This is a genomic window from Collinsella sp. OM06-18AC, from assembly GCF_003438785.1.
Classification (GTDB): domain Bacteria; phylum Actinomycetota; class Coriobacteriia; order Coriobacteriales; family Coriobacteriaceae; genus Collinsella.
In genome coordinates, this window is sequence record NZ_QSTX01000008.1 from 44,533 (window position 1) to 64,667 (window position 20,135).

The following is a 20,135-nucleotide window of genomic DNA, read 5'->3' on the forward strand; positions in this document are numbered from 1 at the left end:
TTCGCCTGAATAGGCTAATTGAATTATAGAACGACCAGTTAAATCGCGCTACCAAACCAGAAGAAGCAATAATACGCTTACCGACAAATATCTACCGTTCAGGATTGTATACAATATACAAAACAGTAAAGACACCCTAAGATAAAGCCATCGGAAGGAAGGCGGGCGCAAGGAAGTCCGCTCTCTGCTAAGAGGTCCAAGGAGGATCATCATGACTAAGTTCAGCCACGTCATCATCCGTCGTCCCGGCAAGTCCCTGAGCAATGGCATCACGAGCGCTCCCGAGCTTGGTCAGCCCATCTACGAGCGCGCTATCGAGGAGCACTACGATTACGAGCACGCGCTCGAGCAGTGCGGCGTTGACGTGTCGGTGCTGCCGGCGCTTGAGCAGTATCCCGACAGCTGCTTTGTCGAGGATCCGGCCGTTATCACTCGCTGCGGCGCCATCATTACCAACCCCGGTGCCGACAGCCGTAACGGCGAGAAGGACGAGATCGAGCCGGTCGTCCGCCGCTTCTTTGACGACGAGCATGTGAAGCACATCGTTTCCCCCGGTACGCTTGATGGCGGCGACGTCATGATGGTCGGCGACCATTTCTACGTCGGTCGCTCCGCTCGCACCAACGAAGAGGGCATCCGCCAGTTCTGTGAGATTCTCGAGGGCTGGGGTCTCGAGGGCTCCGAGGTTCCGCTGGAGGAGGTCCTGCACCTCAAGACGGGCGTCAACTACATCGAGGACAACAACATGCTCGTCTCCGGTGAGTTCATTGATAAGCCCGACTTTGCCCAGTACAACAAGATCGTCGTGCCCGAGGACGAGGCCTATGGCGCCAACTGCATCTGGGTCAACGGAACGGTTATCGTTGCCGAGGGCTATCCGACCGTGCTCAAGGCCGTGCAGGATTTGGGCTACAAGACGCTCGTTGTCGACACCTCCGAGTACCGCAAGGTCGACGGCGGCCTTTCTTGCCTGTCGCTGCGCTTCTAATGTGGTCGCTGTACTAGCTTAATGATCGCTTGACCGATGGCCCGGCACCCGATTCGGGACGTCCGGGCCATCTTTATGCGGTCGTTTGATTGAGGGGGTGCACATATATGGCCTCTAAAACTTGTAACGATGAGATTATCGACCCCAATGGTCTGGATCTCTTTCGTCTGACCATGATGGTCATCACTGCGAGCATTTGCGGCGGCATCTTTTCTCTTGCCGGCGATATGGCGGCAGGCGGAGCCAATACCGGCGCGGTTATCGTTTCGTGGGGAATTTGCTTCATTGGCGTCTTTGCGCTGATGATGGTATTCAACGGTTTATCTCAGGCTCGTCCCGACCTGACTGGCGGCATCTATGCATACGCTGCGGCCGGTTTTGGCGATTACGTTGGATTCAACTCCGCTTGGGGCTACTGGATCAGCGCATGTCTTTCCAATGTGAGCTTTGCGCTCTTGCTGTTTAGCGCACTGGGCTATTTCTTCCCTGCGTTCGGTACGGGCAACAATATGCTTTCCATCGTCTGCGCCAGCGTGTTTTTGTGGTTCCTAACCGCTCTCGTGCTTCGCGGCGTTAAGGAAGCTGCCGGCATCAACACGATCGTCACCTTGGCGAAGCTGGTGCCGCTGGGGCTCTTTGTGCTGAGCATTGTGCTCCTGGGTAAGTTCAACGTCGATATCTTTATGGACAACTTCTGGGGAGAGCCGGCTGGCCCCGGTTTTGGTGAGCAGGTTGTCTCGACCATGATTGCCCTTGTCTGGGTCTTTACGGGTATCGAAGGCGCTGTCGTCATTTCGGGCCGTGCAAAGTATGTGCGCGACGTCGGTCGTTCGACGGCGCTTGGATTTGCAGCCGTGTTTACGCTGTATCTAATTATCTCGATGCTGTCGCTCGGCATTATGCCGCGCGGGGAGATGGCACAACTTGCAACGCCCTCCATGGCGGGAATTCTTGAGTGCGCAATCGGTCCGGTTGGCGCAGCCATCGTAAACCTTGGCGTTATTCTCTCGCTGGTCGGTGCGATGCTGGGCTACGTCATCATTGCATCCGAGACGCCGTTCGAGGCTGCACGTCAGGGCTCCTTCCCGCTGGCGTTTGCTAAGACAAACAAGCATGACGCCCCAGTGGTAACGGTTCTTGTGAGCTCCGGCATCACGCAGCTTTTCCTGATTGTGTCGTATGTAGCGGCGAGCACCTACCAGTTCTTCTACAGCTGCGCGGTCAACACGATCTTGGTTCCCTATGTTTGCTCGGCTGCTTACTACATGGTGATTGGCTGGAAGAACGAGCATCTGGACGGACCGCATGCGCCGAGTGTCGGCAAAGCACGCTTCTTCGGTACGCTCGGCTTTATCTACACGCTGTTCCTGGTGTGGTCGACGGGCCTCCAGGGCGTCATGATCACGACGATCCTTTTTGCTCCGGCCATCCCCGTCTATATTGCGGGCGAGCGAGGCCGCGGCAAGCAGGTGCTCCCGCATCTGCACGACAAGCTGATCGCGGCAGTGGTCATTGTCGTGGCGGCCATCTCGCTGTATCTGCACTTTGCCGGCATCGCGCCGATCGTCTAAGGCTAGGGTGAGCTTCATTGCTTGGTATGCCGACGGAGACATCGCATGTCGGTGCTGTTCGGAATTCCATAACTGATGTGGGTCTCAATAACGTGCCATTGTGAGCGCCCACCAAGCCCGCGCAGGTGACATTTGTTGCCAGCGCGGGCTTTTGCAGTTGCGGTGAAATAGTTTCTGTTTTTGCTGGTTAAAGCTTCAAACAGGAACTATTCCACCGCAACTTCGTTTTGATTCGCTGGGGGACGGAGGAAGCGACGATCCGGAATCCACCTGCACGGTCGTCGCTCCGCATCCCGTCCGTTGGCGCAAATGGTGTCAAAAGCAATCTGTCCCCCTTGCACGCTTGTTCCCCTTGCAGCAATCTGTTGATTGAACGTCATTGTGTGCTCGCGGTTTCTGGGCAAGCCGTCTCGCAGCAAAGTAGACTAGATGCCCGTTTCAAAAAGTCTGCTTAGAGGAGGAGCCATGCTTGAGGGTACGTATGTGGTTTTGGCCCAGACGCCGGTGGGGAGCAAGCGCGGCGAGGTGACGTTTTCACATGGGGTGAACGGCGCGCTCAGGGCAGTATTAAACGTCAGGGGTCTCAATATCGCTCTCTCGGGTGCCCGCGCTGAGTGCGATTTCTTTGAGCTCTCGGGTACTATCTCCCACGTCTTGATGGGCAAGGCGCCCTTTACATGCACGGGGTCGGTTGAGGGTGATCGACTCACTGCTACCGCGCGGTCGGGTTCCGTTTCGATCTCGCTGAGCGGTATGCGCAAAGAGCTTTCGGGGCACACCGCATAAAGTTTGCGCAGGTAAACATCGGTATTTGACTTTATAAAATAGTTCAGAGCGCTATCATTTGTCGTTACGAGTTGGTTAGCCCCGGTAAACGGTTAACCGCGTCTAACGAAAGGATGAGCGCGTGAAGCTCGATACACTCGAGATTGGAAAGGACGCCGTTGTCGCATCGGTGGCATCGGACGATCAGGCACTCCGACAGCATATTTTGGACATGGGCCTAACGCCGGGCACCGAAGTCACCATGATGAAGTACGCCCCCATGGGCGACCCGCTCGAGATTCGCCTGCGTGGCTACGAGTTGACGCTGCGCAAGGACGATGCCGCACGCATTGAGCTCGTGGATGTGCACGACACCGATACCGGCCCGCGCGTTAACGCCGCAATCGGCACGACGGAGCATCCGGCCCTGGGCGAGGGGACGTATTCGCCCCGTGCGGCAAATACGGCCGTGCCCGAGGGCGCACCGCTGCATTTTGCCCTTGCCGGTAACCAAAACTGCGGCAAGACCACGCTGTTCAACCAGCTGACGGGCTCCAACCAGCACGTCGGTAACTTTCCCGGCGTGACGGTCGACCGCAAAGATGGCACCATCCGTAACCACCCCGAGGCGAGCGTCACCGATCTGCCCGGTATTTACTCCCTGTCGCCGTACACGGGCGAAGAGATTGTGAGCCGCCAGTTTATCCTGGACGAGCATCCCGACGCCATCATCGACATCATCGACGCTACTAATATTGAACGCAACCTGTACCTGACGCTGCAGCTTATGGAACTCGACCGCCCCATGGTCATCGCGCTCAACATGATGGACGAGGTGACCGCCAACGGCGGCGCCGTAGACGTCAACCTGCTCGAGAGTCTGTTGGGCGTGCCGCTCGTTCCCATTAGCGCCGCGCGAAACGAGGGTATCGGCGAGCTGGTGGACCACGCCCTGCACGTGGCGCGATTCCGCGAGCGCCCTGGTCGCCTGGACTTTTGCGCGCCCGACGGTCCGGACGGCGGTGCGCTGCATCGCTGCATCCACGGTATTGCTAACCTGATCGAGGACCATGCCGTGACGGCGCACATCCCGGTGCGCTTTGCGGCGACCAAGCTGGTCGAGGGCGATGAGCTGGTAACCGAGGCGCTTCACCTGGATCGCAATGAGCTCGACGCTATCGAGCACATCATTACCCAGATGGAGGGCGAGGCCGGCACCGACCGCCTGTCCGCACTGGCCGATATGCGCTTTAGCTTTATCGGCGACGTGTGTGGGCACTGCGTCGTCAAGCCGCACGAAAGCCGCGAACACGTGCGCTCCGTCAAGATTGACCGCATCCTGACAGGTCGTTACACAGCCATTCCGGCGTTTCTGGTGATCATGGGCCTCGTCTTTTGGCTGACGTTTGGCGTGATCGGCGCGGCGTTGCAGGGACTCATGGAGGACGGTATCGCTGCCATCATCGCCTCGGCCGATGCGGGCCTCAAGGCGTTCGGAACCAACGACGTGGTGCGCTCGCTGGCTGTCGACGGCGTGCTTACGGGCGTGGGTAGCGTGCTGACCTTCCTGCCGATTATCGTCGTGCTCTTCTTGTTCCTCTCCATTCTGGAAGACTCCGGATACATGGCACGCGTGGCCTTTGTCATGGATAAGGTGCTGCGTCGCTTTGGCCTGTCGGGCCGCAGCTTTGTGCCCATGCTCGTCGGTTTTGGCTGCACCGTGCCGGCTATCATGTCGACCCGTACGCTCCCATCCGAGCACGACCGCAAGATGACGGTCATGCTCACACCGTTCATGAGCTGCTCGGCCAAGCTGCCGGTTTACGGCTTGCTGTGCGGGGCGTTTTTCCCACAGGCGACGGTTCCCACCATGGTCTCGCTCTATCTGATTGGTATTGCGGTTGGTTGCATTGCGGCTTTGGTGCTCAACCGTACGGCATTTAAGGGCGACCCGGTGCCGTTTATCATGGAGCTCCCCAATTACCGCCTGCCGAGCGTCAAGACGACGGTGATGCTGGCATGGGATAAGGCCAAGGACTTTATTACCAAGGCCTTTACCATTATCTTTGCCGCTACGGTGGTCATCTGGTTCCTGCAGACGTTCGATATCCGCTTTAACGTGGTCGCCGACCAGTCGCAAAGCCTGCTTGCCGGTCTGGGTAGCATCATCGCGCCGGTGTTGGCCCCGCTCGGTTTTGGCGACTGGCGCGCCTCGACGGCACTCGTCACGGGACTTATTGCCAAGGAGAGCGTCATATCGACACTCACGGTGCTTTTGGGCGCGACCTCGCCTGCGGCACTGTCGACCATGTTTTCGCCGTTTACTGCCTACGTGTTCCTGGTCTTTACGCTGCTGTACCCGCCCTGCGTGGCGTCCATCGGCGCCGTCAAGAGCGAGTTGGGCGCGCGCTATGCCGTTGCCGTGTTCGCGTTTCAGGTGACGGTCGCCTGGATCGTGGCGTTTGTCGTGCATTCGGCGGGCATATTGCTGGGGTTGGCTTAGCTATTAATTGACGGCGCAACCTCTGTGTATTGAGTTGATTGCGGCCCCGCATCTGTACTGACGGATGCGGGGCCGTTGCTATATAATCGCCCACCGCCCAAGACAATCGGAGAGGTTTCCTACATGACTCAGGCAAGACAAGATGGCATCTCACTCAAGCAGTGGCTCCCGCTTATCGGGCTCGCCTGCTGCTCGTTCGTATTCAACACGTCGGAGTTCATGCCCATCGGCCTTCTGACTGATATCGCCGCGTCGTTCTCGCTCACCGAGGCCCAGGCAGGCATCATGATCTCGGTCTATGCCTGGGGCGTCATGCTACTGTCGCTGCCACTCATGGTGTTTGCCTCGCGCTTTGAGTTCAAGCGGATGCTGCTGGGCGTTTTGGCCGTGTTCTCGCTGGGCCAGTTCCTGTCCGCCGTGGCGCCCACCTATCCTATTTTGGTTTGCGCGCGTCTGGTGGTCGCCTGCGCGCATGCCGTGTTCTGGTCGGTCGCCTCGATTATGGCCTCGCGCCTAGTCGACACCCGCCACGGGGCGCTCGCGATCAGCATAATCGCCACGGGCTCGTCCATCGCACAGATCTTTGGCCTGCCGATCGGCCGCGCCATCGGGCTGGCCGTGGGCTGGCGCATGACGTTTGCCGTGGTCGGTGCCTTCTCTGCCGCCGCGGTGGTGTACCAGGCCGCGGTGTTCCCGGCCATGCCGGCGGGCGAGCGCTTTACCGTCAAACAGCTGCCCGAGCTGCTCAAGAACCCGTTCCTCATCGCGCTCTATGTGGTCACGGTCTTTATGGCGACCGGCTACTACGCAGGTTACAGCTATATCGAGCCGTTCCTGGCACAGGTCGCGCACGTCGACGCAAGCGCTATTACCATGACGCTGACGGCGTTCGGCTGCTCTGGTCTGCTCGGAAGCTGGCTGTTCGGCCGACTGTTCGATGGGCACCGGTTCCCGTTTCTCGCGATTACGCTCTCCGGCGTGCCAGCGGCCCTGCTGCTCATGGGTCCGGCCGCATCATCGCTCGCGGCGGTGCTTGCCGTCTGCGCGCTATGGGGCTGCTGCTCCACGGCCTTTAACGTGGCGTTCCAGGCCGAGCTCATCAAGTACACGCCGGCGGATTCGTCGGCCGTCGCCATGTCGATCTTCTCGGGCCTGTTTAATCTGGGTATCGGCACGGGCACCGCAATCGGCGGCGCCGTGGTTTCGGGTCCCGGTATCGCTTGGATCGGCTTCGTGGGCGGGGCAATTACCGTCGTGGGCGTCATCCTCGCCATCACCGTACTGTTCCCGGCCATCCGCCGCGCCAAGCCCGTCGCCTAATCACGTCCCCTCATCAGTTGCGGTGGAATAGTTCCTGTTTAAGGCCTCTGAAGGCCCAAGCAGGAACTATTCCACCGCAACTTATTTTGGGGGAGAGGATACAAGCTGGGCATACAATGGATGTCGCTGTGTTGAGCTTACCGGGAGGTTGCTATGTGGGCATACGAGACGACGTTCTATCAGATCTATCCGCTGGGCTTTTGCGGAGCTCCGCGCGAAAACGCCGCGCCCGTTTCCGAGGATGAACTCTCCCAGGCTGCCGACACTGCACCCAACCCCGATGCGCCCATCATGAAGATCGCCCAATGGGCCGACTACCTGCAGAAACTCGGCGTTGGTGCCGTGCTGATCAACCCTCCGCTTGAGTCCGATAGCCATGGCTACGACACGCGCAGCCTGCGCCATATCGACCGTCGCCTGGGTGGGGACGCCGACTTTGCCGCCGTATGCGACACGCTGCACGCCCATGGCATCCGCGTGGTGCTTGATGCCGTCTTCAACCACGTCGGTCGCGGCTTTTGGGCCTTCCGCGATGTGCAGGAGCGCAAGTGGGACTCGCCCTACAAGGACTGGTTCCATATTAGCTTTGACGGAGATTCCTGCTATGGCGACGGCTTTTGGTACGAGGGCTGGGAAGGCCATTTTGAGCTTGTGAAGCTCAACCTGCAAAATCCCGCTGTGGTCGATTACCTGCTCGAGTCTGTGCGCCGTTGGGCCGACGTCTTTGGCGTCGACGGCCTGCGCCTGGACGTTGCCTATATGCTCGACCGCGACTTTATGCGCCGCCTGCACGCCTTTGCCCGTGAGCTCAAGCCCGACTTTGTGCTGATCGGCGAGACGCTCCACGGCGACTACAACCAGATCGTCAACGACGAGATGCTCGACTCCTGCACCAACTACGAGTGCTACAAGGGCCTGTACTCCAGCTTTAACTCGGTCAATATGTTCGAGATTGCCCATTCGCTGCACCGCCAGTTTGGCGGCGATCCGTGGTGCATCTACCGCGGCAAACATCTGCTGTCGTTTGTCGACAACCACGATGTACCGCGCCTGGCGAGCATCCTCACCGACAAGTCCTGTCTACGTCCTGCCTACGGCATGCTCTTTGGCATGCCAGGCATCCCGTGCGTCTACTATGGCAGCGAGTGGGGAATTGCTGGCGAAAAGGGCGGCCCCGATGGCGACTGGGCGCTGCGCCCTGCGCTCGATGAGCCTGCGCCCAACGAGCTGACGGCGTTCATCACGCGGCTTGCGCACCTTCGCTCGGCCGACGACGCGGCTGCCCGTGCTCTCAACTACGGTGCCTATCGCAACGTGGTGATCCAGAACAAGCAGCTGCTGTTCGAGCGCGCCTGCGACGACGCGACAGTGCTCGTGGCGGTCAATGCCGTGAACGAGCCCTATACCTTTGGCGCCGGCGAGCTCAACGGCTCCTTTGTCGATCTGCTTGCCGACGACGCGCTCGCGGTCGAGCTGACGGGTACCCTCGAGCTTGCGCCCTACGAGGTGCGCTATCTGTTGAGGGCCTAGGCCATGGCTGCGTCTGACGAGGGCTATCAGCATATTGAGCATGGGTTTGAGCCCGTGTTCGACCAGTACTCGCGCGTTTTGGTGCTCGGATCGTTTCCCTCGGTGCTTTCGCGCGCCAATGCCTTTTATTACGGCAACCCTCAGAATCGCTTTTGGCGCGTGATGGCCGCGTGCCTCGGTGTGCCCGTGCCGCCCAACGAGGGCGGCCTTTTGGCGGACAGCGAGCCCGCGACGCTCGACGTCTCGATTGCCGCCAAGCGCTCCATGCTGCTGAACGGCGGCGTAGCCCTGTGGGATGTGATTGAGAGCTGCGACATTAAGGGCTCGAGTGACGCGAGCATTCGCAACGTTGTGCCGGCACATATCGAGCGCGTTACCGGCGCAGCTCCCATTGAGCAGGTGATATGCAACGGTGGTACAGCTGGCCGGCTCTACAAGCGCTATCTACAAGAACGCACCGGGCTGCCCGCCATCGTACTGCCCTCGACAAGTCCTGCCAATGCGGCATGGCGCCTGGAGCGGCTTGTCGAGCGTTGGCACGAAGCCGTTGACTGGCGGACTTCTTCGATTTAGCAGTTTGAGTGCCTGGCAAGACGTCTCATAACGGCGCGCCAGATTAGTGCGGGCAGTGTAGGCTCGGCGCGCGCCATGCCTTCGGTGTCAACGCCGCCCGTTGCGGCGCCACCGAGCTTCTGCGCGTGTTCGACGGAACACCCCATGCGAACGGCGCCCACGAGCTTGTCCATGACCTCCGAAAACGGTCGCCGCAAGAGGCCCATACGCGGGGAGTGGCGAAGCGCCGCAATACCGCTGCCGGCACAGACGACAACGCCGCCACACCACAATTGGTCATGGCGCTCACATGCCTTGTGCAGACGAACGGCGGTCCCGCGCGCCTGTTTAGTGCCCTCTTGTGCGGCTCGAATCGCGGCATAGACGCGCGTTCCCGTACCACCAAAGCGCTCAAGCGCCTGCTCGATAGCTGTCAATGTCTCATCGTCAGCCACATCTTCAATGGCCAGCACGATGCCATCGGCAACGCTGCCGGTATTATCCGCTTCCAAATCGATCGGGCGGGGGAGCGTGGTGCCAGAAAGCTGAGCATAGGCGGCGATGGCATCCTGCAGGTCCCAGAGCAAAAACTCAAGATCGGCGCTATCGGGAATGCTGATATACGCAATGGTTCGCAACGTTTTTGGCTTATTGGCCTGCTGGTTCGCCTCCATACCATCTCCTTTCCGGTTCGTTTCCGTTTAGGTTACACCGTCTGGCGGCGCGCGGGCGCGCTATCCTAGTGCAACCCTTACGAAAGGAACGCCATGCGCCTGCCCATGAATACCTCGCTTGCCACGCTCAAGCCCTCCGGCATCCGTCGGATTAACGCGCTCGCTGCCCAGCACCCAGGATGCATTGCGCTCGCGCTCGGCGAGCCCGATTTTCCTACACCCGATGTGATTAGCGCCGAGGTGACCGCCGCGCTGGGCCGCGGCGACACGCATTATCCGCCCAACAACGGTCGCCCCGCCCTGCGCGAGGCGCTGTCTGCCTACATGGGGGACGCGGGCCTTGCGTTTTCGGCCGACGAGGTCATCCTGACCGACGGCGCGACCGAGGCCCTGTCGGCAACATTCATGGCTATGCTCAACCCCGGCGACGAGGTCATCATTCCCACGCCGGCCTTTGGCCTGTACGAAAGCATCGTCGTGGCCAACCACGCCAAAGCGGTCTTTTTGGATACGGAGCCTGCGCAATTTCAGATTGACGAGGACGCACTTCGCGCCTGCGTGACGCCGGCAACCAAGGCTATCGTCATCTGCTCGCCCAACAACCCCACGGGCTGCATTCTCAACGCGGCCTCACTCGATGCCGTAGCGCGAGTGGCGGAGCAGGCGGGCATCTACGTAGTCTGCGACGATGTGTACAACCGTCTGGTTTATGTGGATGGCTACGAGCGCTTTGCCCGGCGCCACCCGGAGCTGCGCGATCAGACGGTGGTCATCGAGAGCTTCTCCAAGCCATGGGCTATGACCGGCTGGCGCTTGGGTTGGCTCGCAGCCGCAGCCCCCGTCATCGCCGAGATCGCCAAGGCCCACCAATACCTAGTATCGAGCGCCGTCTCCTTCGAAATGGACGCCGCAGCTCGAGCCCTGACCGTCGACCCCACCCCCATGCTCAACGTCTACCGAGCTCGCCGCGAGTGCGTGGTAGCGGCGCTCGGCGCCATGGGCTTGGACGTCGTGGAGCCCGCAGGAGCCTTCTACGCCTTCCCCAGCATCAAAAAGTTCGGCCTAACCAGCGAAGCTTTCTGCATCAAAGCCATCAAAGAGGCAAACGTAGCCCTAGTCCCCGGAGACTGCTTCGGAACCGAAGGCCACATCCGACTAAGCTACTGCGTTTCCGACCAAGATCTGAACGAAGGCCTCCATCGCCTGTCCACCTTCATTTCAACCTTATAGCCCAACGGGACGCAACACATCAGCCCACCGATCCAAGCATTATGAGTGGGGCGCGCCGCTCAACGGAAACCCGGGCTGCCCATAGTCAACGCAGGCACGCGCCGCCGAAGGCCAGGCGCAAGGTTTTCGTAGATTCCGCACGAGCCGAAGGCCACTTAATGTGGCCTTCGTGCGAGCCAGGACTTGACCGAGCGAAAACCTTGCGCCTGGCCTTCGGCGGTGCGGCCGGATGGTGGAATTGTGTACAGCCCGGTTTTCCGTTGACCGACGCCGGGGTCCCCGCCATAATACTTTCGGTTCACGCACGAATCCGCTGCCAGAGACAGCCGGTGCAAACGGGCATCGCTCGCGAGCTTAATGGGACATCCCGCCAGCCGAGGTGGTCGAGTAGATATGTCTTCTCGCCCCCGTCGCTCATGCAGCGCGGGGGCTTTCTTTTTGGACATGCCCCCGTCACGTCCTTGTGGCGGACCGTGCCCGGAAAGAAATCGAGGAGGTGTAATTCATGCCCCAGCAGTACAAAATCGACAAGGTTGCAGAGATCGAGTCCCGTATCGCCGAGAACGCCGGTCTGTTCGTCGTCAACTACAACGGTCTGACGGTTAAGCAGGCTCAGGAGCTGCGTCATCAGCTTCGCGAGTGCGGCGCCGAGATGAAGGTCTACAAGAACAACCTGGTCAAGATCGCTCTCAAGAACCAGGAGCAGCCCGAGCTCGACGAGATCCTCGCCGGCCCCGTCGCTTATGTGTTCTACGAGACCGAGCCGGTCGAGGCCGCTAAGACCCTTAAGGACTTCTCCGCTAAGTCCAAGGGCGTCCTTGAGATCAAGGGCGGTATCTCCGACGGCAAGGCCGTTTCCGCTGATGATGTTAAGGCTATCGCCGAGCTGCCCACCAAGGATCAGCTTCTCGGCCAGATCGCCGGTCTCATCTCCGGTTTCGCTCGCGACATCGCTGTCTGCGTCAACGGCGTTTCCTCTGGTCTCGCTCGTTCGATCCAGCAGGTCTCCGAGCAGAAGGCAGCCTAGTCGCTGTTTTCACCCGCGGCGGCAACGCCGCACTCCTGGCGCATTCGCGCCGTGTTTTAACTGATCTCCGTGCATTCGCACGGAAACCGAAAGGACTTAGAAATGGCTAAGCTTACCACCGATGAGATCATCGATGCTCTTAAGGAAATGACCCTTCTCGAGGCTTCCGAGCTCGTTAAGGCTATCGAGGACACCTTCGGCGTTTCCGCCGCTGCTCCTGCCGCCGTTGTCGCCGCTCCCGCTGCTGGCGCTGCTGAGGCCGAGGAGAAGACCGAGTTTGACGTCGTGCTCGAGGGCTTCGGCGACAACAAGATCCAGGTCATCAAGGCCGTCCGTGAGCTCACCAACCTTGGCCTGAAGGAGGCCAAGGAGGTCGTCGAGGGCGCTCCCAAGGCTGTTCTCGAGGGTGCCAAGAAGGAGGACGCCGAGGCTGCCAAGGAGAAGCTCGAGGCTGCTGGCGCTGCTGTCACCCTCAAGTAATCAGGCTTTCTCGCCAGATTTCTTTGCAGACGGGGTTCGCATTGCGAGCCCCGTCTTTTTCATTTTGACCCCTCTATTTTGCTGACTCGGCATGCAAATTGCTGCCGCTTGCAGTGCTTTGGGGTCGCTACCGTTGGGCGATAAAATTGCACCATTCGAGCAATAATTTGCGTTGACCTGCTGAAGAATGGCGCTTGCCTACATTAACGTTAATGAACGGCGGTAAGATAAACCGGTATCGCAATTTGGTCTGCGGCCGCCGTGCCGCACGCACGGGGCGCATCCTGCGCCTGCGAAAGGATTCCTGAATACTATGAAGGCAATCATCCCCGCCGCCGGTCTTGGCACGCGTTTTCTGCCTGGCACCAAGTGCACGCCCAAAGAGATGCTGCCGGTGCTCGACAAGCCGGTCATTCAGTACGTCGTTGAGGAGGCGCTCGACCCCGAGGAGGTCGATGATGCCATTATCGTCACCTCTCCCGGCAAGCCCGAGTTGTTGAGCTACTTCCAGCCCGATCGTTCGCTCGAGAACCTGCTGCGCGAGCGCGGTAAGGACGCCTACGCCGACGCCGTCGCCCATGCGGGCGGTATGCCGGTCGACTTCCGCTATCAGTACGAGCCCAAGGGCCTCGGTCACGCCATTCGCTCTGCCGCTGACGCTGTGGCGGGGGAGAACTTCCTGGTTCTTCTGGGCGACTACGTTGTGCCCAACCGCGACATCTGCGACAAGATGCTTGCCGTCTCCAAGGAGCACGGTGGCGCTTCTGTTATCGCCGTTGCCGCGTGCGCTCCCGAGGAAGTCAGCCGCTATGGCGTTATCGCCGGCGATCGCGTGGGCTCTCTCGAGGGCTTCGAGAATGCCGCCGACGACGAGCCCGGTGCCGTTTGGCGCATCGGCGGCCTGGTCGAGAAGCCAGCTCCCGAGGCGGCTCCGTCCAACCTGTACATCGTCGGTCGCTACCTGCTGAGCCCGCTGGTTATGGACCTGCTGGCCGATCAGCAGGCCGGTAAGGGCGGCGAGATCCAGCTGACCGACGCCATGGCCCGCTCGCTCGATCGCGAGGCCATGTACGCTGTCGTCATCGATCCGCTTTCGGGCTACGATACTGGTACGCCCTCTGGCTGGATGGCCACCAACGCCCTCATGGCCGCAAGCGATCCCCGCTTTGCAGACGCCTTCTGGGATGCCATCGACGAGCGCGGCGGTTTGATGCGCAAGTAAGGTAACGCTTGGGATAGACCTGTTCAAATAGCTAAGATCAACAAGCCACCGTGGCCTTCTTCGCCGCGGTGGCTTGTTGTTATCAGGGATTATTTCTGGTGTACTGGGCGAGCATCGTTTGAGCGTCTTTTGCCAGTTGACAGCGTAACTCCTGCGGGGCGAGCGCCTCGATGCTGTCAGAATTTTGCTTTATCCAATATCGCATGGCGTTGAGGTTGGCCTTGACCCGAAGGTCAACGAACTCGCGGTTGCACGCGATGACGTGCGCGTGCACCCCAAAAGCGTCAAAGACGCGCAAAAGTGCGGGATCGGTGTTGCGTACGCGGATAGTTGCATTTGAGCCGCCCCGAAACATCATGAAATGTTTTTGCTGGTAGTCGGTGAGCTCTTGTTTGGTTGCTGGTGTGCTCATCCTGACATCTGTCAGCTCGATATCAAACAGCACATCGATTCTAAAATGAAAGATCTTTTCGGCATTGCTGGGATACGTTGCCAAGAGGTAGTAGTGCCCGCCGCTTGTGATGATTTGCCTGGGGTCGACCTCGCTCATGTGATTTGTCGGTTTCAAGACAAGCGTCTTTCCCTCTGGAGCGCATCTGCCCCATAGGAACCTTATACGCTTCTTTTGAGCGATGGCCTGGTCGAGTGTGCCGATATTGATGAGCAGCCGATTGACAACCGTCCGCTCCTTTCTGGCGTCAGCCGAGACCACGTTCTTGAGGGTGCTGACCCCCGACTGGGGATTAAGAGATGCAAGTTTGTCGAGCAGCTCGCGTTTCTGCGTCTGCGGAAGCGGTGCTGACATGGCTCCATCTCCGAGAAATCTAATCTCCGCTTCGCTGAAATCGTGTATCCAAAACAGGCCCGTAATCGTTGTCTGCTTGGCGCCGTCGGATTGTACGCGCACGCGCTCCCTGAACCCCAGATTGTCTGGATAGTGTTCCAAGAGCGTGGCGATGTGGCTGCTAATCGTATTTCTGCTGAGCGAAAGCCCGTACGTCCGTTCAAGCTCTTTTTGGATATCGCTCTGGCACATCGGGCTATCTTCGCTTGTGCGCCCCCGCAAGATTTCGACAATGAGCAAAGGCGCGAGAAGTTTTGAATACATGCTCAACTCCTACCGAAGATTTGAAACTATGCACAAAATCTTGTGCATACAAATCCCTATTATGCCAAATGTGCCGAGCAAGGCGAGCGAGTCTCAGGCGAGAGGATGTATCAGACGACGTTCACGGGGAAAGGGTTTGGGCTAAGGGGACCGTCGTACCTTGAAAACCGCAGAGAGTACAGCAAGGGGAGCCGAATGGGCCGCGCCTGATGTCGTTCGCACGAGCTCGGATTGATAACGATCTTGTGGACAGAAAGAGGAGTCGCTTATGGATGTGCGCGTTTCTATTCCGGCGAAAAAGTACAACGAAATCGAAGGCTGCTTTGGCTCCGGACATCTCGACAGCATCGTCAACGGTGTCTATTACTGTTCTCCCGATGGATACGGTGGGGGCAGTAGTGTAATTGGCTTCACGGGAAACAGCGATGGCTCCCAGCGTTTTCAGGGCTCCGACAAAACGGCCTACAAGAAACTCAGGCTGATTTTCGATAGCTTTTTCGAAGATTACAAGCGCATCAATCCAGCTTCGCTGCAAACGTTTTACCGGGCATTCAAGGTTAACGTCGTGGCTGAGCTCGAAGACGCGTGTGGCCACGATGTGTTCATCACACGTTTTGGTATCAAGCAATACGATGGAGCCTATGCGGTGTATCCAAGTTCTATTGACGACCCCGCATTTTGGACCGACAACTGGACGAAGATGACCGACAATGATGGTTTTCCGCTCTATGACGCCAAGATCGACCTGACGTTTTATAAGGCATCCGAGGACTTTAATGTTTTAAGGGGGCTGAAGGCGTATTGCCGCCGAACGATGGGGAGCGAGTTTAGCAAGAAAAGCTTCAATCGGTTTCTCGAGGAGCTCCTCTGCTCTGAGGAAGAGCTGAACGACAGCGTTTTCGATTTGAAGTACACAAAGGCATACGGATGGATGTTCGAGAACCTGGAAGAGCGCACGTCGATGTGAGGTATCTGATGGCGCGAATGAAAAAGAACTGGTGGTGCTAGCTGCTATTCATTTCTCCTAAGCCCCTGACCTGCTGCAATTGTCGGGAGCTTTCTTTTTGGGCTACCTCTCGGCAACCTATATGCCGCTATTGCTCGGATAACCCGGCGATTGCGTTTACTTTATGGGGCCCATAGGTACGGTTCCGCACCTTTTGGAAGGAAGTACAGAAATGTCTACGACCAAGTCCCAGTTCCATCTGATTGAAGCCGTCCCTGTCCCAGCTAGGGTCGCGCCGTTCCAACAAGGTGTCCTCGAAAGTAGCGGGGTTGCAGTCGAGCTTTTCCAGTTTGGCAATATTATCGTTGCGTTCAGCGAAGATAGTCTCCTCAGGTCGGAGATAGTTAGCGTCACCCTTGACGGTCGGTAGTCGCCTGCAAACCTGCTGGGTTTCGGTGCTACTGAAGAAGGTCGTTCGTTCTGTTCGCTGTATCTCGACCAAGCTCTCCACCTAGGACGTGGCCCTCGTGACCTCGCGTTTGAGTTCCTCGCCGTGGAGCCCGACGCCGAATAGCGTCCCCTGCCGTGTTCCGCCTGCCGCAGTGGGCGGGACTGCCTTACCTCGACGGGCGGCGCGCCCGACGTTTTCAATGCTGCCCCGTCTTTTCAATGCCCCCGTAGTCCACCAGAACAACGTAGGGGGTGTTGGTGGAAGGCGGGGCGGTGTTGTAAACGCGGCCTTGGGTCGTTTCGCCCTCGTCCGAACCTTATATGTGCCTTTAGAAAGGAAGGAAGTACTGAAATGTCCTCTACCAAGACTCATCTTACCGTCAATCTAGCCCGTAGATGCCTGCCGCTGCTACAGGATGTCCACCGCTCCTATATCTTGGCGCACGAGGGTTTCAAGGAAGTTCTCATAGTCGCAGGCGATGCCGTCCCCGCCGATGCCCCCGCCGCCTATGACCCATATAACCTCATGTTCCCCTATCGTTCCGACCCCCGAAACGAGGGTATCGACCCGAGTATCTTCGATAATTTGTATCCTAACGGTACCAATGCTGATTGCGAGTTGTTCTAATGTGGCTGTACACCGTATCCGATAAACCTGAATGGTGGCGGTTCGAGGATGCTCCCGAAACGGTAGAACGCCTGCACGTTTCGCGGAAAGATGTTCGCCGCCGTGGGGTTCTTGGCCGAGTCCCCGCCCGCAAGCCCGCCGATGATGCCGAGCGCCCTGACCTCGAATTCTATGCTTTCTCGCGGGCAAAGTTTTATGGCCGAGCTTTCAGTCGCTTTTTTGAGCGCCACGGCGATGTTGAGAGTGTCATGCATGGCGAGTTTATGCACGTCCTCAACCATCGCGACCCGCAAGCCCGCCGCCCGCTGCGTGCGTTGTTCGTCCGTGAGGGCGGTGTGGTCGAGATTAAGGAGTTCCAATCAGGCCATTCGACCTACGCCGCCGTCCTGCATGTGCGCCGCTGGCCGCTCCTGCTGCCGCTGCTCCTTGCTGCGCTGCTCCTGAGCCTCACCCTCTGCGGTTCTGATTCCAGCCCTGCCGCGTTCCTCAAAGGGCAGGCCTCAATATCTGGCGCCACTTCCAAGCCCGTCCTGAAGACCTCCTATGCGAGCTATTCGGCAACCCCTGACATCGTGTGGAGGGCGGGACAGACACGGCAGGATATGACGCTCTTGCTCCCCGCCACCTGTACCGTGGACGGGAAAGAAGGGTCTAACCCCATCCTGTCAGCGCCCGCCATAGCGGTAGACCTCAACAATAATGGCTCCTTCGAGTCCTCTGAGGTGGTTTTTAACTCCGAGGGTGCCTACCTCCGCGCTGGTGCCGAGCTTCGGCATATAGAACTTTCGAAGAAACTTGATTCGGGCGAGTACGCGGCTCGAACTATCTGGACTTCCGTACTCGCCGAGGACGGCAAGACCCCAGCGGGCACAGCCACATTCGACTGGCATCTCACCGTTAAATAGTTGTGATGCGGTGGCTTACCCCGCCACCCCGTCCGAGGTGCAGTCTGAGACTGCCAAGGGCGATACGTTGAAGGAGCAGGCCGGCACCCACGTTGCCGCCCAGCTCGATAGCACGGGCGGCACTTGGAGTGACGGCGAGGCTACCTGAGCGAACGGTGTCTATGTTGTCACGGTGCCCACCCAGGTGGGATACAAGAACGTGAATGTCGGAAAGGTTGATTTGACAGCGTCCTATGGAGTGACAGTTAAGGGCGTAGTCGGCACAGGCTAGTGCGATGATGGGGTCCGAGGTGGCTCGATTCGCCCCGGACCCCGGTTGTGTGAGTAGGAGAAAATATGGTAGATGTGATTTCGATGCCATCGGCCAACTTGATGGCTGCGTACTTGGGGAAGGAGTACCAACCCAATCGACCACTGAGCAACTGGGTCCGTTATTGGCAGCATCCCGGGTACGAGATCGATTACCTTTATCTGAAGGGGCATCTCGGATTTGATGAAAAAGGGCGCGCGGATATCATGTTCAGCCCTTGGATGATCATACGGGAGCTATTGAGTCTACGCGGCGAACGCTGGTATAAGAATGATATCTATCGGGGCAAACTTACTGCTGAGAAGTTGGAAGGGCTCCTGCCGCAAGAGGAATATCCTCTTCTCCACATGTTTCTGGGGCTTGCGTACACTCGAGCAAATATGTGGATCCTGCCAGAAGGCTGGATGCAGCACCGAGGGCTTTACCCCCTTGTTGACTGTTGCAACGGGGACGGTCTCGGAAGAAACACCCGTTTCGCCTCGGATTGGGGCGGATGCTGCGATCAGATGCCTCCGACCCTAGCAGATTTGATGCTGGGTGCCGAACAGGGGGAGTATGCCCTTGGAGACCTTGAGTCCTGGGCGAAGAGGAACTGTCTCGAATGCTTCTATGAAGGCGGAGAGATTGAGTTCCATCACATCAAAGGGGTTACTGGCTTTGACGACAGGTTCCATCATTTCTATGTTCGGGGGTTTCTGGACGCTTATCTTCGCTATGCGATCGACCGTATCGAAGAGCGAGAGCAACTGCTTAAAACAGCGGAGACCAACGGCTGGAAGCTCTAGGGGGCAGACGGGTGGCCTATACTATTAACTGCTAGATGCGGAGCTTAGATCGTGTGTCGAATGATGCCTTAAGCGGAAGAGAGCGAGCTGAAATGTCGAAACCGGTGGAGCTATACAAAGGCAACGCGAGCGGGAGGTGTTCCGCCGATGTGTACCGCAACGGAGAGCGGCTTACCGACCTGAGGACGCTAATCGATTTCGATAAGCTGAAGGCTAGGTTGGGGCTGCGGTCGGAGCAGAATTATGCAGACGAGAAAGTAACGGCTCTGCAACGTCTCGCACGCTACAAGGGATGCAATGGCGGTTTCGATCTCGATTGCTGTAAAACTTCCGCGAAGTATTACCACTTTCAACCAGTACAAGACATGTATGAAGTTCTCTGGCCTGTTGATGAGTATCCGAGAGACATCGTTGATTCCGCGGAAACCTTGGTTTCTGCAAACGCGGCGCTCAAGAGATGCAAGACCGAGAACCAGTCGTATATCAAACGCGGAAAAATCGATTGGGATTCGTTGCGCGTCGAGGTATCTGAGCTCGAATACGATGACGAAATAAATGATCTGAATGATTTCGCCCATGCGGTTGCAACCATCGGCAATTTCATGCCCGTTCCGGGAGAGCACCAATCACTGCTCTCGCAATTGGGCGAAAGGTACGACAAAGTTCTCAAACAATTCAAGCAATACTATGCCTGCACTCAAAATCGAGAGATTTCTGTCATGACGAAGGGGGGGACGAAGCGCTGCTTTCCGGAGGTTCCGAAATGGCTCGAGCGCTTCGATGGGTGGAACGGATTCGTCGACAAGAACTACCTCAAGGGCTCTTTTGTCGACGATGGCTATCAAATCGTGGCGTTTGACAACACGTTTCACCAGCTCTCCGAGATGCTTGAGAACAGGTCACGAGTGATGCTCAAGGAATACGAGAAGCGCCTCGAGGGCTCGCAACGCTCAGCAACTGCCTAACGGCTGAATTTCATTTTCGTCTACCGCTCAGACGCATGCGCCCTGATTTCTCGCGTAGATGTCCGGTGCGGTAGGCAAACGGGTGCGGACTTCGGTCTGCACCCGTTTTTTATTTGGGCTGTGCCCTCGCTTCCATTTCGCCATTCAACGGCGTGCGCCAGCAGCTCTGTTCACAG

General features: G+C 58.3%; 20 protein-coding genes. 18 read left to right on the top strand and 2 right to left on the bottom strand.

Features of this window, described 5'->3' with window-relative positions:
- The first annotated feature begins 211 nt into the window (after positions 1 to 211).
- From DXB86_RS06325 to DXB86_RS06355, 7 genes are all read left to right on the top strand, one after another.
- Positions 212 to 988 carry a dimethylarginine dimethylaminohydrolase family protein gene (locus DXB86_RS06325; protein ID WP_117635364.1) on the top strand — a complete coding sequence of 259 codons (777 nt, stop codon included), beginning with the start codon at positions 212 to 214 and terminating at the stop codon, positions 986 to 988.
- Between the two features lie 107 nt (positions 989 to 1,095).
- Complete coding sequence (locus DXB86_RS06330; protein ID WP_117736553.1) at positions 1,096 to 2,559, top strand: basic amino acid/polyamine antiporter; 1,464 nt, start codon at positions 1,096 to 1,098, stop codon at positions 2,557 to 2,559.
- Between the two features lie 465 nt (positions 2,560 to 3,024).
- A complete protein-coding gene (locus tag DXB86_RS06335) occupies positions 3,025 to 3,345 on the top strand; it encodes a hypothetical protein (RefSeq protein ID WP_117736554.1) in 321 nt (106 codons plus the stop codon).
- A gap of 121 nt (positions 3,346 to 3,466) precedes the next feature.
- Entirely contained in the window at positions 3,467 to 5,827 is a 2,361-nt protein-coding gene (feoB, locus tag DXB86_RS06340; protein WP_117736555.1) for a ferrous iron transport protein B, read from the top strand.
- A gap of 123 nt (positions 5,828 to 5,950) precedes the next feature.
- Complete coding sequence (locus tag DXB86_RS06345) at positions 5,951 to 7,147, top strand: MFS transporter (protein ID WP_117736556.1); 1,197 nt, start codon at positions 5,951 to 5,953, stop codon at positions 7,145 to 7,147.
- A 153-nt stretch (positions 7,148 to 7,300) separates the two neighbouring features.
- Positions 7,301 to 8,677, top strand: a complete 1,377-nt coding sequence (locus DXB86_RS06350) for an alpha-amylase family glycosyl hydrolase (RefSeq protein WP_117736557.1) — start codon at positions 7,301 to 7,303, stop codon at positions 8,675 to 8,677.
- Positions 8,678 to 8,680: 3 nt separating this feature from the next.
- Positions 8,681 to 9,250 carry a DNA-deoxyinosine glycosylase gene (locus DXB86_RS06355; protein WP_117736558.1) on the top strand — a complete coding sequence of 190 codons (570 nt, stop codon included), beginning with the start codon at positions 8,681 to 8,683 and terminating at the stop codon, positions 9,248 to 9,250.
- Here the strand turns inward: DXB86_RS06355 and DXB86_RS06360 are convergent.
- On the bottom strand, positions 9,247 to 9,903 hold the full coding sequence (locus DXB86_RS06360) for a hypothetical protein (protein ID WP_117736559.1): 657 nt from the start codon (positions 9,901 to 9,903) through the stop codon (positions 9,247 to 9,249). The two genes, DXB86_RS06355 and DXB86_RS06360, sit on opposite strands and share 4 nt — an antisense overlap.
- 93 nt (positions 9,904 to 9,996) lie before the next feature.
- Here DXB86_RS06360 and DXB86_RS06365 point away from each other — a divergent pair, with 93 nt between their 5' ends.
- The 4 genes from DXB86_RS06365 to DXB86_RS06380 all read left to right on the top strand — a co-directional run bounded on the left by DXB86_RS06365 (position 9,997) and on the right by DXB86_RS06380 (position 13,862).
- Positions 9,997 to 11,133, top strand: coding sequence for a pyridoxal phosphate-dependent aminotransferase (locus tag DXB86_RS06365; protein ID WP_117736560.1), 1,137 nt, complete (start codon positions 9,997 to 9,999; stop codon positions 11,131 to 11,133).
- Between the two features lie 505 nt (positions 11,134 to 11,638).
- Positions 11,639 to 12,160: a 50S ribosomal protein L10 gene (rplJ, locus tag DXB86_RS06370; protein WP_117646079.1), complete on the top strand. Its 522-nt coding sequence runs from the start codon at positions 11,639 to 11,641 to the stop codon at positions 12,158 to 12,160.
- 102 nt (positions 12,161 to 12,262) lie between these two features.
- A complete protein-coding gene (gene rplL, locus DXB86_RS06375; RefSeq protein ID WP_006235005.1) occupies positions 12,263 to 12,640 on the top strand; it encodes a 50S ribosomal protein L7/L12 in 378 nt (125 codons plus the stop codon).
- Between the two features lie 313 nt (positions 12,641 to 12,953).
- Positions 12,954 to 13,862 carry a UTP--glucose-1-phosphate uridylyltransferase gene (locus DXB86_RS06380; protein WP_117736561.1) on the top strand — a complete coding sequence of 303 codons (909 nt, stop codon included), beginning with the start codon at positions 12,954 to 12,956 and terminating at the stop codon, positions 13,860 to 13,862.
- Positions 13,863 to 13,944: 82 nt separating this feature from the next.
- Here the strand turns inward: DXB86_RS06380 and DXB86_RS06385 are convergent, their stop codons facing one another.
- On the bottom strand, positions 13,945 to 14,970 hold the full coding sequence (locus tag DXB86_RS06385) for a WYL domain-containing protein (RefSeq protein WP_117736562.1): 1,026 nt from the start codon (positions 14,968 to 14,970) through the stop codon (positions 13,945 to 13,947).
- Positions 14,971 to 15,238: 268 nt separating this feature from the next.
- On the opposite strand from DXB86_RS06385, the gene DXB86_RS06390 reads away from it, so the two are divergent.
- From DXB86_RS06390 to DXB86_RS06420, 7 genes are all read left to right on the top strand, one after another.
- Entirely contained in the window at positions 15,239 to 15,937 is a 699-nt protein-coding gene (locus tag DXB86_RS06390) for a hypothetical protein (RefSeq protein WP_117736563.1), read from the top strand.
- A gap of 211 nt (positions 15,938 to 16,148) precedes the next feature.
- A complete protein-coding gene (locus tag DXB86_RS06395; RefSeq protein WP_117736564.1) occupies positions 16,149 to 16,346 on the top strand; it encodes a hypothetical protein in 198 nt (65 codons plus the stop codon).
- A 372-nt stretch (positions 16,347 to 16,718) separates the two neighbouring features.
- Complete coding sequence (locus DXB86_RS06400; RefSeq protein WP_117736565.1) at positions 16,719 to 16,994, top strand: hypothetical protein; 276 nt, start codon at positions 16,719 to 16,721, stop codon at positions 16,992 to 16,994.
- Positions 16,994 to 17,899 (top strand): hypothetical protein, encoded by a 906-nt coding sequence (locus DXB86_RS06410; RefSeq protein ID WP_147330826.1) that lies wholly within the window; start codon positions 16,994 to 16,996, stop codon positions 17,897 to 17,899. The genes DXB86_RS06400 and DXB86_RS06410 overlap by 1 nt, the downstream gene beginning before the upstream one ends.
- Positions 17,900 to 17,909: 10 nt before the next feature.
- Positions 17,910 to 18,047: a hypothetical protein gene (locus DXB86_RS09995; RefSeq protein ID WP_158555295.1), complete on the top strand. Its 138-nt coding sequence runs from the start codon at positions 17,910 to 17,912 to the stop codon at positions 18,045 to 18,047.
- Positions 18,048 to 18,235: 188 nt separating this feature from the next.
- Complete coding sequence (locus tag DXB86_RS06415; protein ID WP_117736568.1) at positions 18,236 to 18,994, top strand: hypothetical protein; 759 nt, start codon at positions 18,236 to 18,238, stop codon at positions 18,992 to 18,994.
- A 92-nt stretch (positions 18,995 to 19,086) separates the two neighbouring features.
- Positions 19,087 to 19,959, top strand: coding sequence for a hypothetical protein (locus DXB86_RS06420; RefSeq protein WP_117736569.1), 873 nt, complete (start codon positions 19,087 to 19,089; stop codon positions 19,957 to 19,959).
- The last annotated feature ends 176 nt before the right edge of the window (positions 19,960 to 20,135 follow it).

Excerpts from the sequence above, each read along its gene's own strand:
- DXB86_RS06345 (WP_117736556.1), top strand. The coding sequence starts at position 5,951 with ATGACTCAGGCAAGACAAGATGGCATCTCACTCAAGCAGTGGCTCCCG.
- DXB86_RS06400 (WP_117736565.1), top strand. The coding sequence starts at position 16,719 with ATGTCCTCTACCAAGACTCATCTTACCGTCAATCTAGCCCGTAGATGC.
- DXB86_RS06420 (WP_117736569.1), top strand. The coding sequence starts at position 19,087 with ATGTCGAAACCGGTGGAGCTATACAAAGGCAACGCGAGCGGGAGGTGT.
- DXB86_RS06330 (WP_117736553.1), top strand. The coding sequence starts at position 1,096 with ATGGCCTCTAAAACTTGTAACGATGAGATTATCGACCCCAATGGTCTG.
- DXB86_RS06350 (WP_117736557.1), top strand. The coding sequence starts at position 7,301 with ATGTGGGCATACGAGACGACGTTCTATCAGATCTATCCGCTGGGCTTT.
- DXB86_RS06415 (WP_117736568.1), top strand. The coding sequence starts at position 18,236 with ATGGTAGATGTGATTTCGATGCCATCGGCCAACTTGATGGCTGCGTAC.
- DXB86_RS06360 (WP_117736559.1), bottom strand. The coding sequence starts at position 9,903 with ATGGAGGCGAACCAGCAGGCCAATAAGCCAAAAACGTTGCGAACCATT.
- DXB86_RS06410 (WP_147330826.1), top strand. The coding sequence starts at position 16,994 with ATGTGGCTGTACACCGTATCCGATAAACCTGAATGGTGGCGGTTCGAG.
- DXB86_RS06335 (WP_117736554.1), top strand. The coding sequence starts at position 3,025 with ATGCTTGAGGGTACGTATGTGGTTTTGGCCCAGACGCCGGTGGGGAGC.
- rplJ (WP_117646079.1), top strand. The coding sequence starts at position 11,639 with ATGCCCCAGCAGTACAAAATCGACAAGGTTGCAGAGATCGAGTCCCGT.
- DXB86_RS06325 (WP_117635364.1), top strand. The coding sequence starts at position 212 with ATGACTAAGTTCAGCCACGTCATCATCCGTCGTCCCGGCAAGTCCCTG.
- rplL (WP_006235005.1), top strand. The coding sequence starts at position 12,263 with ATGGCTAAGCTTACCACCGATGAGATCATCGATGCTCTTAAGGAAATG.
- DXB86_RS06385 (WP_117736562.1), bottom strand. The coding sequence starts at position 14,970 with ATGTATTCAAAACTTCTCGCGCCTTTGCTCATTGTCGAAATCTTGCGG.
- DXB86_RS06395 (WP_117736564.1), top strand. The coding sequence starts at position 16,149 with ATGTCTACGACCAAGTCCCAGTTCCATCTGATTGAAGCCGTCCCTGTC.
- DXB86_RS06355 (WP_117736558.1), top strand. The coding sequence starts at position 8,681 with ATGGCTGCGTCTGACGAGGGCTATCAGCATATTGAGCATGGGTTTGAG.
- DXB86_RS06365 (WP_117736560.1), top strand. The coding sequence starts at position 9,997 with ATGCGCCTGCCCATGAATACCTCGCTTGCCACGCTCAAGCCCTCCGGC.
- DXB86_RS06380 (WP_117736561.1), top strand. The coding sequence starts at position 12,954 with ATGAAGGCAATCATCCCCGCCGCCGGTCTTGGCACGCGTTTTCTGCCT.
- DXB86_RS06390 (WP_117736563.1), top strand. The coding sequence starts at position 15,239 with ATGGATGTGCGCGTTTCTATTCCGGCGAAAAAGTACAACGAAATCGAA.